The sequence below is a fragment of the Enteractinococcus coprophilus genome, assembly GCF_006716305.1.
Lineage (GTDB): Bacteria > Actinomycetota > Actinomycetes > Actinomycetales > Micrococcaceae > Yaniella > Yaniella coprophila.
Map to the genome: position 1 here is coordinate 435964 of NZ_VFOU01000001.1, position 13736 is coordinate 449699.

Below are 13736 nucleotides of genomic sequence, written 5' to 3' on the forward strand. Positions count from 1 at the left end.
GTGCATGTTCTGCCAACACAGATAAAAAATGCGGGAGCCAGCTGATGCTTGCTCCCGCATTTTTCTGAGGCGCTTCCAGCGCCGTCGTCGGTATGTTCTAGTAGGCCTGTTTGCGCTGTTCGACGATCAGGTGGATCAAGGCGAACTTGCCCTGCTCAATGGCCTGATAGGCCTGCTGAATCGCGGCTGGGATCTGCGAGTTCTCGGTGACTCGGATACCGCAGCCGCCGAATGCATCGGCCATGGCGGCGAAGTCTGGGTTCTTCAGCTGGGTGCCGGAGACGCGGCCAGGGTAGTCGCGTTCCTGGTGGGTGCGGATGGTGCCGTATTCCTGGTTATCCATGACGATGACCAACGGGGTGGCGCCGTATTGGGCGGCGGTGGCCAGTTCTTGACCATTCATCATGAACTCACCGTCACCGGCGACCGTGACGACAATCTTTTCTGGGTTATCCAGCGACGCTGTCACAGCCGATGGAATGGAGTACCCCATGGAACCGTTGCGTGCCGAGATCAGCGAGCCATAGTGGTGGGTTGGGAAGTAGCGGTGTACCCAGTTGGTGTGCTCGCCGGCACCGAAAGTGACCATCGCGTCATACGGCAGGGTTGGCACCAAGTGGGCCATCATGGCATCCATTGAGGCGGGGCCGTCGTCGATGCCTTCGGTGGGCAGGGCCGCGAATTCTTCTTGCTGGCGACGCATCTTGGCCGTCCAGTTTGCCCACTCGGGCTTATTGGGCAGGTCCATGCGCACCAGGTCGCGCACGAAGCTTTCCGGCTTGGCCACAATCTGGTGGGATACCGGACCCGAACGACCACGCAGAGCCGGGTCGATGGTGACCAGGAAGTTCTTTTTATCCCAGTTCTGTCGAATCGTGAAACCGTCGGTGACGGTGTCACCGGGCACGGTGCCCACGAACACGATGAGGTCGGTTTCTTCTAAGAGGTCATAGGTGGGTTTTGGCCGACCATAGCCCATCGGGCCAACGTAAGACGGTGAGTCAAACGGGATGGTTCCCTGGGTGCGCCACTCCACGGCTCCGGCGATCTGGTGGTCTTCTAACCAGCTGCTGAGCTGTTTGGATGCTTCTTCGGTCCAGTCGTTGCCACCGGTAATGAACAGTGGCTTATCGGATTCCAGCAGCGCGTCGTAGAGCTCTTTCCAGTCGTCAACGGTCATACCGCCGCCGGCCACTGGGATCTGCGGGTGCAGTCGGGCATCGATTTCTTCTTGAATAATGTCTTCGGGCAGCCCCACGACGACGGGACCGGGGCGGCCGGAGGAGGCAGCGAACATCGCTTCGGCCACGATCTCGGATGCGCGGTCCGGGTGGTCTAAGACCATGACGCGTTTGGTACCGGTGCCAAACCAGGCGTGTGGGTCAAATTCTTGGAAGGCTTCCTTTTCGCGGTGTTCGAACGGGATCAGGCCCACGAACAGCACCATCGCTGTGGAGTCCTGCCAGGCGGTATGCAGTGCGACGTGCGCGTTAGCTGCACCGGGACCACGGGTCACCATCGCAACACCGGGGGTTTTGTTGAGTTTGCCGTCGGCCTCAGCCATGTAGGTTGCCCCACCTTCGTGACGGCACACGATGTTTTGAATTGGGGAATCGGCCAGGCCGTCGAGAACATCCAAATAGGATTCGCCGGGAATCGTGTAGACGCGTTCTACGCCGTGCGCTACGAGTGTGTCGACGATGACGTGACCTGCGGATTTTCGTTGCCCGTTACTATTAAGAGGGTATGCCATGAATGGAAAGCTCCTTGACTGAAGTACTTTGCGTTCAGCCCAGTCGCCATTGACCATGGGCAAGCGCTAACCTCTACAAATTACCAGCGATATAAGGGATAGTGGAATTTCAGACATTTATTTCCCATCACAAATACACCGCTACAAACATCCAGCACAATCGATCCGACAACCAGGAGAAGATTCACGTATGTCCAAGGTCATGATCATTGGCGGTCACGGAAAAGTCGCCCAGCTCGCAACACCTCTACTAGTGCAGGCCGGCCACACCGTAACCTCCATCATTCGCAACCCTGACCAAGAAGACACCATCCACACGTTAGGTGCGGTTCCCCTCGTCCTCGACATCGAATCTGCGACCCGGGAAGATTTTGCCAAAGCATTCCGCGGCCAGGATGCAATCATTTGGGCGGCCGGTGCCGGTGGTGGAAACCCCGACCGCACCTACGCCATTGATCGGGACGCCGCAATCGCCTCCATTGACGCCGCGCAGCAAGTTGGGGCCAAACGCTACATCATGGTCTCCTACCTTGGGTCGTCTCTAGAACACGACGTGCCAAACGACAGCCCGTTCTATCCGTACGCGCAATCCAAGGCCATCGCTGATGATCATCTGATGCAATCCGACCTGGACTGGACCATCCTTGGACCGGGCGCATTAACTCTGGAGGACCCGTCGGACAAGATCCGTCGAGTTGGACGCATGGCCTCTGACAACCTCGTTGAAGGTGAGAGCAGTGATACGTCGCGTGGCAACGTTGCTCAGGCGGTCCTGTCAGCGCTCACCTCCGAGAGGAGCATTCGCACCGTTGTAGATTTTGTCGACGGCGACACCCCCATCAATCACGTCTTCGGGCTCTAAGACCTTCAACCACAGCAACGCTCGGAAACCCGCCTTGCAGGTGGTTTCTGAGCGTTTGCTAGGAAGCCACCAGAATCCCGATTGTGGATCAGTCACAGGCGAAGAGATTCTGGTTCATTTGGGGGACCACAAGATGTGTGGACCATCCGAGGGTGAACGTCGATAATCCCCTGTTTTCTTTTGGATACAGAGTTGAGACGATGAAATAGCTAGGAAATCTAGTGTTGTCGACCAACCCAAGGAGGGTCTCTATGACAATGCGAGCAGCTCGTTATTACGACCAAAAAGATATCCGAATCGAAGATATTGAACGCCCCACCCCTGGAGCCGATGATGTGCTGATCGATATCGCCTGGTGCGGTATCTGCGGCTCCGATCTGCATGAATATCTCGACGGCCCGATTTTCGTGCCAGGTAAAGGCAACCCGCATCCGATTTCCGGTGAAGAAGTTCCCATCACCCTGGGCCACGAATTCTCGGGCACCGTTGCTGAAGTAGGCGCTAATGTCAGTGACCTTGAAGTCGGGCAGCACGTCGTCGTTGAGCCCTACATTATCCATGAAGAGTACTGGGGCAAGGAGAACTACCACCTGACACCGGATCAGAACTTTATCGGGCTGGCCGGGATGGGCGGCGGGCTTGCCGAGCAGATTTCGGTGAACCGCCACTGGGTGCACCCGATCCCAGATAATATCGCACTCGACGAAGCCGCCCTGATCGAACCTTTGGCCGTGGCCTATCACGCTTTTGAACGCTCAGGCGCTAAAGAAGGCGACGTCGCCCTGATTGGTGGCGCCGGACCGATCGGCCTTTTGACCGCAGCGGTCGCCAAAGCCCACGGGGTGACGACCATCATGTCCGAGTTGTCCAAGAAACGTATTGAGACAGCCAAAGACACCGGGGTCGCCGATCATGTGGTGAATCCAGCCGAACAGGACGTTGTCCAAGAGGTTATGCGGATCACCGACAATAAGGGTGCCGATGTCGGCTTTGAGGCCACTTCTGTCGACGTCGTACTGAACACCCTATTTTCCGCGGTCAAGAAGGCCGGTGTGATCGTCAACGAATCAATCTGGGGTCATAAGCCGCAGGCAGACCTAGTACAACTGGTGACCAAGGAGCAGGATCTGCGTGGGACCATTGGGTATCACTTCAGTCACGAGCCGTCCATCAAACTGGTCAGCGAGGGCAAGGTGAACCTCAAGCCATTCATCACCCATAAGATCGGCCTGGATGATCTGATTGATAAAGGATTCGATACCCTGATCAATCACAACGACACGGCGGTGAAAATTCTTGTCTCGCCGACCGGTAAGGGACTCGAAGAATAACGTGCACGCACAGATAATATAAACAACTCTGTCGGGGCACTCAGCACTATTATCTGGTGCTGAGTGCCCCGCCGCTATGCCACGCTCCTCGCGTGTATCCAACCGCGATTGAGCCATAGCCAGTTCACGACTAAAGTTCTTACACTTGTCGCATGGACGAACAGAACAGCCTACCTTCGAAAGCTGCACTCGTTGCAGGACCGCCAAGCTCGCTGCCCACCGACTTCGGAACGTTCACGCTACGTTCTTATACATTCAACGGCATCACCCATGTAGCGATGACCCTGGGGGATCTGGCCGCCGCAGATGCTCCGCTGGTGCGCATGCACAGCGAATGTTTAACCGGAGATGTGCTGGGCTCGCATCGGTGTGATTGCGGAGACCAACTGACCGCCTCGCTGGAGGCGATCTCGACAGCAGGGACTGGCATCTTGCTGTATTTACGAGGCCAAGAAGGCCGCGGGATTGGGTTAGAGAATAAGCTGCGCGCCTATGCGCTGCAAGATACTGAGGGTTTGGATACCGTCGAGGCCAATCGAGCACTGAGTCTGCCCGATGATGCCCGCGATTATCAAGCCGCAGCGCAAATGCTCATTCATTTGGGATGTACGCGCATCCGGTTGCTGTCATCGAATCCTGCCAAATCCGATGCCTTGACCGCCCTTGGGATCGAAGTCGTTGGCCGGCTGAATCTGCAGCTGCCAGACCGTCCAGAAAACAGTGCGTATCTGCAGTCCAAACGTCAGCGTATGAACCATGACGTGCCAACCGGACACCCGGATTTGGATCACTCGTTGGAACTGGATGTCTACCGGACCATTGCGACCAATGACGAAGTATTGGCCCAGCTGGCACAAAGTGAAGATGGGTTTATCGCCACCCGCAGCGGCGACGCGATGTTCGTCTCCGGCGCGCTGGATCGCCGCCATCTGCACTGCGTTCGTGCAGCCGTGGGGGCGGTTCTGGTGGGTGCCAGCACGGTTGTGGCCGACAACCCGCAACTGACCGTCCGTGCGGTCGAAGGAGAAAACCCGACGCGGGTCGTCCTGGATCCGCAAGCGCGTATTCCACGCGACTCACGGGTACTACAGTCCGGCGATGCTCCCACCATTTGGCTCATCGGCGCAGATACTGAAGTTGAGGGACCACTAGCACCGCACGTCAAGATCGTGCGTCTACCGAGCACCTCGGCACAGCGCGTTGATCCGCACGCAGTCATTGCGGTGCTGCGTGAACACGTTGAGGGTTCGATTCTGGTGGAAGGTGGCGGACAGACAGTCTCGGAATTCCTTGCTGCAGGTGCCCTAGACCGATTGTTCCTCACCACCGCTCCGGTATTAATCGGTGACGGCGTCCCGGGCATTCGCTTCGAAGGGTCCGATGACATGGCCAAGGCGCTGCGCTACCCGTTCCGGCGGTACGTGTTCGGCCAGGATGTGTGCACCGAATATGTGCTGAGCTCTGCTGCACGAAAACACTCCGCCCAGACCCCGGCTCAGATGCGCGAGGTCGAGGAACAAGAACCGTCAATGGGCTGAGACTGAGCGCAGCACATCCACAATGATTTGGGCCGTGGCGTGCCAACCGAAAGACAATCGCTGTCTGGCGGTGCGCGCCGCGGCTTTTATCTGGTTTCGATAGTGCGCGTCTTCAAGCCACTGGTGGAGTTTTTCGACCCAGACATTTTCATCTAGCGGTAGGGCTTCTCCCCCGCCGAGAGCTTCTTCTGCGCCGGTCCCCGCTGTCACAAACGCGGGAACGCCTGCTGCTAGTGCTTCGCGCACGACCAAGCCAAAAGTCTCAGCTTGCGAAGGTAACAGTAGCAAGTCTGCGCGATGATACAGGGCCGCGAGTTGCGTCGCATCCAGTTCTCCGGCAACAGTGGTCGTGCCTGCGGGCAGAGTAGCGAGAGTTTGTTGAAGTTGCTGCGCGTAGTCGGCATCGGTGAGTGGTCCGGCAAAGGTGCAGTGCCAACCGGTAACACCGCGCGCAGTCAACTGCTCTAGAACCTCGGCTAGGAACACTTGGTTCTTGTTGGGTTCCACCGCGCCGACACTGATCAGGCTCCCACCGGTGCCACCTACGGCCATTGGGCGCTCTTCCACCCCGGGCGTGGCCACAACCGCTTGGACTCCATGGCGCTTGCGCAACTCGTCTGCGGCAAATTGACTCGTGGCAATCACCGCATCTGCGGCCCGTAGATGCTGCCGCTCGCGTCGTGTGGCCTCCGGTGTCTCGGCCAGGGCATGCACTAGCTGAACTATCGGCCGGTCCTCCGCTAAAGGCGTGGGCAGCGAACAGCCAATCAGCCCGTCCAGTAACACCGGACCGTCAAGTGAGGCAATCAGCTCTGTGAGTGCCGCAATATCCTGCTCGCTGGGTTCTGGCCACCCGCCGGTTATCGCGTGGCGTTGTAGCTGACCCTCTGCGGCGTCAACCACTGCCCAGTTATAGCGCAGTCCCCCGCTGATGCGACCCAGGGCGGGTTCGAACAGATGAAACATTAACCCCGGTCGGCAACCGTGTAGCTGACGCGAGCGCGGGGGTTTTCGTGAATCGTCACGCTGATGCCAATATCGGGTTGTTCAGCCAGGCTTGCCGCGAGCTTATCGCCGATGTACTGGGCGATCACCTCACTCGTAGACAGGCGCCCTTCAAAATCTGGGTGGGAGTCTAAGTCAGCGTAGCGCAATGGCGCCAACGCGTCATCCAGCAGCTGGGTGGCGTGGCCAATGTCGAGTACCACCGAATGTTCGTCAAGTTCGGGTCGGGTGAAGGTCGCCTCAACGGTCAGGGTCGCGCCGTGGAGTTGTTGGGCGGGACCAAAGAACTCATTGGGCAGGCTGTGGGCGATCATCACGTAATCGTTGACGGTCAAACTAAACATTCGGTGATCCTTTCACGGGTTTGGGGTAGTCAAAGACGTGGCAAAGGGTTGCATCGGCGAATTCACCGGGGGTGGTCGCCTGATCCATGACCTGGGGCAAGTCGGTCCAATCGGATACCCCGGTGATCAGGTCATCGAAGCGGTCATCGGTCAGGGCGGCCAGTCCGGCTGCTTTGCGTTGGGCGGTCGTGCGACGATGACGATGCCCGGGCGGCACCTGGCCGACCTGGCTTGCAATAATACTGAGCCGCCGGGCGTGAAAGTCAGCGCCCAGTGGGACAGCGGGCGCATTTTCGCCATACCAAGAGGCCTCAATGACCACGGCGTCGTCGCCAACAATTTCTAGTGCCCGGGCGAGCCCTGCTTGGCTGCCGGAGACGTGGATGACGATATCGCAGTCATCTGCGGCGTCCTCGGGAGCGACCGCGGTGATGCCCCAGTCGGTGAGCAGCTGGCGCCGGGCCGGGTTGAGATCCACGACTTCGAACCGCTCCAGTGGCATGCGGGAGCAGAGCAGGGCGGTGGCCGCTCCAATCATGCCGGCACCGATGATGGTCACTCGGTCACCGAAGCGGGGCGGGTGTTGCCACAGGATATTGATGCCGGTTTCGGCGGCTCCGGTGAGCAGTGCGCGATGATCCGAGATGCCCTCGGGAATGGGCAGGACGTCGTCGGGGGTGACGAGGTGGTGGCTGTGGTGTGGCAGCAGACCGAAGACGCGTTGGCCCAGCCAAGCTTCTGGCCCTTGGTCGACCACGCCCACGGCGAGATAACCGTAGGACACCGGGTAGGAGAAGTCGCCGAGTTGAGCGGGGCCACGCATGTGCTCGGCGATGCTGTCTGGCACCTGCCCGTTGTGCACCAGGGTTTCGGTGCCTTTGGAGATGGCAGTTGCCGTGGTCCGAATGCGCAACGGGTGCGCTGCATCGACGTTCGGGGTGGGCACTTCGCGCCAGCTACTTTTACGGGGAGCGGTGGTCCAGTACTGCCAAGCCATGAGTGCAGCCTATCGCCTGACCAGCAGTGACGCCATGGTTGAGTGCTGAGAGATCACTGAGGGGGATGGCTAGCTTGCGAACTGCTCGTAGGCGTAGGTGGACAGACCCACGCTACCGAATTTTGCGGATACCTGCGGAGTCCCCGCCGGGGCGTGCGAGACCATACCAACTGGTCCCTTACCTCGTGGGCATTGCAAGATCAGTACGGAAGTGCGTCCCTCATCTGGACGGAGATGCTCCAGGCCGGACCAATCCGATACCGTCCAGTGTTCGGCAGTATGGGGGCCGTAACCGGGCAGCGCCGTAGCTAAGCCTGCAGGTTCAAATGTCGTCGACATCCATTCCAGCACTGTCCCGTGAGCATCAATAATTTCACGCAATAACGCGCGCACGTCGGCCCCGGTCGTTGTCCCGATCAGGCCGTCACCGGCTGAACGGTCTTCGAGCCCGGTGATTGTGGTCGATTCCAAGTGCACGACGCTCTGACGAGCGCTTTCCAGGACGTCGATGCCTACTGTTTCGAGATAATCCAGGATGGCCCGGGTTGCGGCACCGTCCCCGCTGCCGATCATCAGGCGAACGGCGTCGTCAAGGCTGACCTGCACATCGCCGGTGAGGTGGCGAAGCGTGCCGGTGTCGGCCAGTGCGCGATGCTGAGCCGTGATCTGCACCGTGTCCTGGAGCAGTTCGGGGCGGTGGCGCGCCAGCTCATTGAGGGTATAGGCGAGAAACAGTTTTCCGATGCCTGAGAACGTGAAGACCATGCTCTCATTGACGGCACGGCCATCCTCGACGTCGCAGAGGAGTTCGCCGCACTCTTGTTCCCAGAAATCCGGTGGGACTGCTTCGGGCCGTGCCACTGGCTCGAAGGATCCTCCGAGGTAGAAGGCTTCGAGAAGTTGACCGAAGTCCATGAACATTTCGCGGGCGGAGTTGCGACCGGGGGTGCCATCGAGCAGTTGCACCGGGATGGATTCGGCAAAGACCGCAACCGAAGCGACCGGGTTATCATCCTCGTCCAGCAACAGCCCCACCTGGGAGAGTCCCCGGATGCCGCGTCCGTTCTTTTCGACGAAGCGGCCTTTCGTCAGGTGTGCACCCAGTAGCGGCGTGAAAATATGTCCCATCATGTCGACGGCGACGCTGCAAAGTTCTTGGGTGAGGCCAAGTTCGATGGCGGCCTTCTCATCGCAGCAGCCGCGTGCAAGCCGCTCTAGTAACAGCGCCTGATCGTGGGCTGAAGTGACCGTCATGCCTTCTATGGAGTGGTGCCATGTCAGTTCACCAGAGCGGGGGAAAATTTCGCGGTGCAGGGTGTCAAACATTCCGACTTGCGCGCAGTAATCGTTGACCCACTGCAGGCTGTTGCCGGTGGCGTCTTCGATGGCCTGGAATACCAACTGAGTGCAGATGTTATCGGAGGTAATCATCATCTGTGCAAGATGGTCACGCAAACTCAGCGCAATACCGGCAGACAGGTTCCGCATAATCCCGGCCTGTACGCCGTCTTTAAGTTCCTCGGTGATGACGAAGGAATCCTCTAGGGATAGCTTGCCCTCACGCACCAACGCCAAACAGGCTAGCAGGACGCTGACCTTTCGAGTGCTAAAGGAACCCAGAACCTGCCGGGCTTCTTGGCCAATGTATTGGCCAGTGGCGATGTCTCGTACCTGCCAGTGCACAGCAAAAGGGCCCTGTTGCGTGATTTGGCGTATACGCTGGTCAAGTTCGTTGAGATTCTGTGTCATACGCTCCACGCAGGTCTTTGCAGGAATTAGATGATGATCGTACAGATTGATCGCTAAGCTCCAGAATAGTCAGTAGAGCCGACCGTTTTGTACATTAGCGACGCATTGTGTCACCAATAGTGCTCACCCCTGAAAGCGCAACGGCGTGAGGTCCACATGGAACTTAATCTGTAATGAGTGCTTGAGATTCTACCTTGAGCACACGAGATTAAACCACGAAGGACCGCGGCCACGTGCAGTGACTACGGTCCTTCGATTGGCGAATGTTACTTCAGGAACAGCTCTTCTTCAGTTGGAGCTTCGTCAATGAAGTTGTACTTGTCAGCAAGTTCGACCATGAACATCAGCTGTTCACGATTGACCTCACCATCGAGACGTTCCATGACGAGTTCTTGTGCGGCTTCTTCAGGGATCTCTAGGAACTCGACCAGCAGTTCACGCGAGCCTTCCTGATCCTCTTGTGAAGCAGCCAGGGCTGCCTTCATGGCCTCCCCGAAGTCGGCGACCATTTCTGGGTCTTCTTCAGCAAGCTGCCCCGAGGTGAAGGTGACCATCGTTGCCATGCCTGGGTCGGTTTCTTGGAATGAGTATCCGACGAGTTTATTTTCTTCGTCATCGAGCATCTGGGACAGGAAAGGTTCTGGAATCCAGACGGCATCGGCATTGCCGCGTTCCAGCTGAGCCGGCATGTCAGGGAAGCCCATCTCGGAGAAATTGACCTTAGCTGGGTCTGCGCCATCTTCTTCCGCGAGATAGGTGACGGTCAGGTCGCCCAGGGTGTTCAGTGCGTTGACCGCGGTGGTTTTGCCTTCGAGGTCGGCCCAGGTTTCAATACCCGAGTCGGCGCGCGTGACCACACCGGCCACGTCATTCCCCTCTTCCAACGAGTTTGAGTAACCGGCCACGATCTTCATGTCCAGCCCCTGGTCAACCGCAGTGGTGACAGACAGTGGGTTGCCAACGCCAAAATCCAACTGGCCTGCAGAAACCGCAGGGAGCATGGCAGCGCCGGCACTGGAGATTTCATAGGTCACGTCAAAGCCGTGTTCTTCGAAGATGCCGTTTTCAATACCGTAGGCTACGCCCACGCTCGGTGCGATACTCAGTACACCGACGGTGACTTCGCGGAGCTCTTCGGTCTCGCCGCCAGCTTCACTACCGCCCTCGCCCCCATTGCCGCCACCGCATGCGGTGAGCATCAGGGCTGCTGCTGCAGCTGTTGCAAAACCAGATAGGAATTTCTTCTTCATATATTCTCCCGGTGAGAGTGCCTCCAGCGCGCATCGGTGTGCCGCTAGAAGAAAGGAAATGAATAACTGATGGGTGATGGAAATAAAAGGTTCAGAAAGTATTAATCAACTTGTTCATCAATTGAAGTTAACAATAGACGAACTCTCCCACGAATGGAAGAGTTCTTGGCGTCAATTTGTGACGCACATTACAGCAATGTGATGGTACTACAAACGCAATCCTGAAGGGACCCTTGACGGTGATCTCTTCTGAAGACGCCACAGCCTGCGGAAGGGATTACCTTCCACAGGCTGCTTCACATCGGCGCGTAGGTCTTACGCGTAAAAGCGTGACAGGAATGTTGCCACGACAGCTGGACGTTCTTCGCCTTCGATTTCAATAACGCCGTTGGATACCAGGTGTAGACCGTTGCCTTTGACTTCCTGGACGTCGGTGATTTCGGCTTTCATGCGGATGCGAGCACCGGCTTTAACCGGGTTAGTGAAGCGCACCTTATCCAGTCCGTAGTTGACCTTGGTGGTGACACCGGTGACGTCAAACAGCTCTGACCAAAAGGGAATGATCAGGGACAAGGTCAGGAATCCGTGGGCGATCGGCGCACCGAATGGGCCTTCCTTGGCACGCTCCACGTCGGTATGGATCCATTGGTGGTCACTGGTTGCATCAGCGAAGGTATTGATCATGCCTTGGGTGATGGTCATCCATTCGGTGACACCCAGATCGGTGCCGACCATATTGGCAACTTCTTCAAACGGGACAACGGTGCGGGCAGTGGTTTCAGTCATGGGGATCAAGTTCCTTTATAGGTAGGTAGAGGTCGAATTAGACGAATGCGCTGATGCCGGTGATCGAGCGTCCGACGATCAGTGCGTTAATTTCGTGGGTGCCTTCATAGGAGTAGACGGCTTCGGCGTCGGCGTGGAAGCGTGCGACGTCGGTATCTAAAGTGATACCGTTGCCGCCGCATACTTCGCGTGCCAGGGCAACGGTTTCACGCAGTTTTTTTGCGGTGAACATTTTAGCCATCGCCGAGTTCTCGTCTTTATAGATGCCGGCTTCTTGCTGATCGATCAGCTGCAGTGCCATGGCCACCGAGGCGGTCACGTTGGACAGCATCGTGGCCAGTTTTTCCTGGATCAACTGGAACCCAGCAATCGGTTTGCCAAATTGCTCGCGCTGCGTCGTGTAGCGGACGGCCGCTTCGTAAGCACCGGCCATAGCACCGGTTGCAATAAACGATGCATCCGAACGCATCAAGCGCAGGCAAGCGGCCACATCTTTGAACGAGTTGATGTTCTTCAGACGGGCGTCGTCGTCCACCTGCACGTTCTCGTAGGTAATGTGGGCGTTTTGCATGATGCGCAGCGAGGCTTTGCGTTCGATCTTTTCCAACGTCACCCCGGCGGCTTCGCGTGGGACCAGGAATGCCTTGACTTGGTTATCTGCGGTGTCGCGGGCAAACGTGCAGATCACGTCGGCGCGGAAAGCACCACCGATCCAGCGCTTTTCGCCGCTGATCGTCCAGGTGCCATCGGCGTTTTGAGTTGCGCTGGTCTGCAGGCCGCGGGCGACATCCGAACCATTCTCTGGCTCGGTCAACGCGAACACACCTAGCAGGTCGTAATTGGTGACTTTTGGATCGAGTTCGGCAACCTGATCAGGGTCGCCGCCTTGATTGATGACGGTGCGGAACAGGCCGGCCTGGGCATTGAAGAACGTGACGATATTGATGTCGCAGCGGGCCAGTTCAAAGGTTCGCATGGCTTCAAAAATGCCACGGACGGGTTCACCGGCTGCTTTCAGTGCCGGTGGGTCCATCAGACGCAGCGATTCCAGCGGTTCGATGACTTCTTCGGGGAACCGGTCGTCGCTCCAGGCGTCGTTGAGATACGGGTGGACTTTTTCATCCAGCGTGGTGCGCAATTCAGCGAGCACGGTTTTCTCAGTGTCGGTGAGCCGATCCGAAAAACCATAGACATCCCAGATGGGTTCGCGTGTCATGCGGCAGCCTCCTGATCAAGTCCCAGCAGCTTGACCGCATTGTCTTTGAGAATCAACGGGCGGACCTCGTCTTTAATCGGCAGGTCTTCGAATGCGGCCATCCACTTGGTTGGTGGGATCAGCGGGTAGTCGGTACCAAATAGCACCTTGTGCTTCAGCACATTATTGGACTGACGCACCAGCGATTCTGGGAAGTACTTCGGCGACCAGCCCGACAGGTCAATGTAAACGTTGGCCTTGTGGGTGGCAATCGAGTTCGCTTCGTCCTGCCACGGCACCGAAGGGTGAGCCATAATGATCGGCAGGTGGGGAAAATCAGCGGCGACCTCATCCAAGAGTAGCGGGTTCGAGTACCCCAGTTTGATGCCGGCACCGCCGGGCAGCCCTGCACCCATACCGTTCTGGCCGGTGTGCGATAGGATCGGCAGGCCGATGTCCTCGAGTGCTTCCCATAGCGGGTAGAACTGGCGGTCGGATGGGTCAAAGCCCTGCACCGACGGGTGGAATTTGAACCCGCGCACACCGAGTTCATCGGCTTGGCGTTTGGCTTCTTCGATCGCGGCATCACCATTGCGGGGATCCACCGAGCCGAATGGCAACAGCACGTCGTTATTGCGTAGCGCACCGGCCACGAGATCATCAATCGAGTTTGGCAGGTGCCCGTCAAACTGGGTGCGGGCATCCAAGGTGAAGACGACGGCGGCCATACCCAGCTCGCGATAGGTTTCAGCAATCTTGTCGATTGACGGGGTGCGATCCTCGGACTTAAAGTATTTGGCCGAGGCTTCGTAGAAGACCTCCGGCATGGGCTTATGTCCTTCATCGTCCATTTCAATATGGACGTGCACGTCCACCGCGGAGATCGCGGAGACGTCAATCTTGGATTCGTATTTTGCCACAGATAT

12 protein-coding genes are annotated in these 13736 nt (G+C 57.7%); 3 read left to right on the top strand and 9 right to left on the bottom strand.

The window, feature by feature from the left end:
• Positions 1-97: 97 nt before the first annotated feature.
• Positions 98-1753, bottom strand: coding sequence for a thiamine pyrophosphate-dependent enzyme (locus FB556_RS02035; protein ID WP_141864281.1), 1656 nt, complete (start codon positions 1751-1753; stop codon positions 98-100).
• 190 nt (positions 1754-1943) lie between these two features.
• Here FB556_RS02035 and FB556_RS02040 point away from each other — a divergent pair, with 190 nt between their 5' ends.
• The 3 genes from FB556_RS02040 (at position 1944) to ribA (ending at position 5484) form a co-directional block, all read left to right on the top strand.
• Positions 1944-2615: an NAD(P)-dependent oxidoreductase gene (locus tag FB556_RS02040; RefSeq protein WP_141864282.1), complete on the top strand. Its 672-nt coding sequence runs from the start codon at positions 1944-1946 to the stop codon at positions 2613-2615.
• Between the two features lie 257 nt (positions 2616-2872).
• Positions 2873-3946: a 2,3-butanediol dehydrogenase gene (locus tag FB556_RS02045; RefSeq protein WP_141865281.1), complete on the top strand. Its 1074-nt coding sequence runs from the start codon at positions 2873-2875 to the stop codon at positions 3944-3946.
• A gap of 152 nt (positions 3947-4098) precedes the next feature.
• Positions 4099-5484, top strand: coding sequence for a GTP cyclohydrolase II RibA (gene ribA, locus FB556_RS02050; RefSeq protein WP_141864284.1), 1386 nt, complete (start codon positions 4099-4101; stop codon positions 5482-5484).
• Here the strand turns inward: ribA and FB556_RS02055 are convergent.
• From FB556_RS02055 to FB556_RS02090, 8 genes are all read right to left on the bottom strand, one after another.
• Entirely contained in the window at positions 5473-6450 is a 978-nt protein-coding gene (locus FB556_RS02055; protein WP_141864286.1) for a glycosyltransferase family 4 protein, read from the bottom strand. The genes ribA and FB556_RS02055 overlap by 12 nt on opposite strands.
• Positions 6450-6833, bottom strand: a complete 384-nt coding sequence (locus FB556_RS02060; RefSeq protein ID WP_141864288.1) for a 6-pyruvoyl trahydropterin synthase family protein — start codon at positions 6831-6833, stop codon at positions 6450-6452. Before FB556_RS02060 ends, FB556_RS02055 begins: the two co-directional genes overlap by 1 nt.
• Positions 6826-7830 carry a zinc-dependent alcohol dehydrogenase gene (locus tag FB556_RS02065; RefSeq protein WP_141864291.1) on the bottom strand — a complete coding sequence of 335 codons (1005 nt, stop codon included), beginning with the start codon at positions 7828-7830 and terminating at the stop codon, positions 6826-6828. The genes FB556_RS02060 and FB556_RS02065 overlap by 8 nt, the downstream gene beginning before the upstream one ends.
• Positions 7831-7899: 69 nt before the next feature.
• The gene (locus FB556_RS02070; protein WP_141864293.1) at positions 7900-9579 is read right to left on the bottom strand and encodes a serine hydrolase; all 1680 of its coding nucleotides are present in this window, start codon (positions 9577-9579) and stop codon (positions 7900-7902) included.
• Between the two features lie 266 nt (positions 9580-9845).
• Positions 9846-10829 (bottom strand): ABC transporter substrate-binding protein, encoded by a 984-nt coding sequence (locus FB556_RS02075; protein WP_141864295.1) that lies wholly within the window; start codon positions 10827-10829, stop codon positions 9846-9848.
• 315 nt (positions 10830-11144) lie between these two features.
• Positions 11145-11615, bottom strand: a complete 471-nt coding sequence (locus tag FB556_RS02080) for a MaoC family dehydratase (RefSeq protein ID WP_141864297.1) — start codon at positions 11613-11615, stop codon at positions 11145-11147.
• Between the two features lie 37 nt (positions 11616-11652).
• Positions 11653-12831: an acyl-CoA dehydrogenase family protein gene (locus FB556_RS02085; RefSeq protein ID WP_141864299.1), complete on the bottom strand. Its 1179-nt coding sequence runs from the start codon at positions 12829-12831 to the stop codon at positions 11653-11655.
• Positions 12828-13736 carry an amidohydrolase family protein gene (locus FB556_RS02090; protein ID WP_141865283.1) on the bottom strand — a complete coding sequence of 303 codons (909 nt, stop codon included), beginning with the start codon at positions 13734-13736 and terminating at the stop codon, positions 12828-12830. The genes FB556_RS02085 and FB556_RS02090 overlap by 4 nt, the downstream gene beginning before the upstream one ends.

Coding starts and splice junctions, on each gene's coding strand:
- FB556_RS02035 (WP_141864281.1), bottom strand. CDS start 1,753: ATGGCATACCCTCTTAATAGTAACGGGCAACGAAAATCCGCAGGTCAC.
- FB556_RS02040 (WP_141864282.1), top strand. CDS start 1,944: ATGTCCAAGGTCATGATCATTGGCGGTCACGGAAAAGTCGCCCAGCTC.
- FB556_RS02045 (WP_141865281.1), top strand. CDS start 2,873: ATGCGAGCAGCTCGTTATTACGACCAAAAAGATATCCGAATCGAAGAT.
- ribA (WP_141864284.1), top strand. CDS start 4,099: ATGGACGAACAGAACAGCCTACCTTCGAAAGCTGCACTCGTTGCAGGA.
- FB556_RS02055 (WP_141864286.1), bottom strand. CDS start 6,450: ATGTTTCATCTGTTCGAACCCGCCCTGGGTCGCATCAGCGGGGGACTG.
- FB556_RS02060 (WP_141864288.1), bottom strand. CDS start 6,833: ATGTTTAGTTTGACCGTCAACGATTACGTGATGATCGCCCACAGCCTG.
- FB556_RS02065 (WP_141864291.1), bottom strand. CDS start 7,830: ATGGCTTGGCAGTACTGGACCACCGCTCCCCGTAAAAGTAGCTGGCGC.
- FB556_RS02070 (WP_141864293.1), bottom strand. CDS start 9,579: ATGACACAGAATCTCAACGAACTTGACCAGCGTATACGCCAAATCACG.
- FB556_RS02075 (WP_141864295.1), bottom strand. CDS start 10,829: ATGAAGAAGAAATTCCTATCTGGTTTTGCAACAGCTGCAGCAGCAGCC.
- FB556_RS02080 (WP_141864297.1), bottom strand. CDS start 11,615: ATGACTGAAACCACTGCCCGCACCGTTGTCCCGTTTGAAGAAGTTGCC.
- FB556_RS02085 (WP_141864299.1), bottom strand. CDS start 12,831: ATGACACGCGAACCCATCTGGGATGTCTATGGTTTTTCGGATCGGCTC.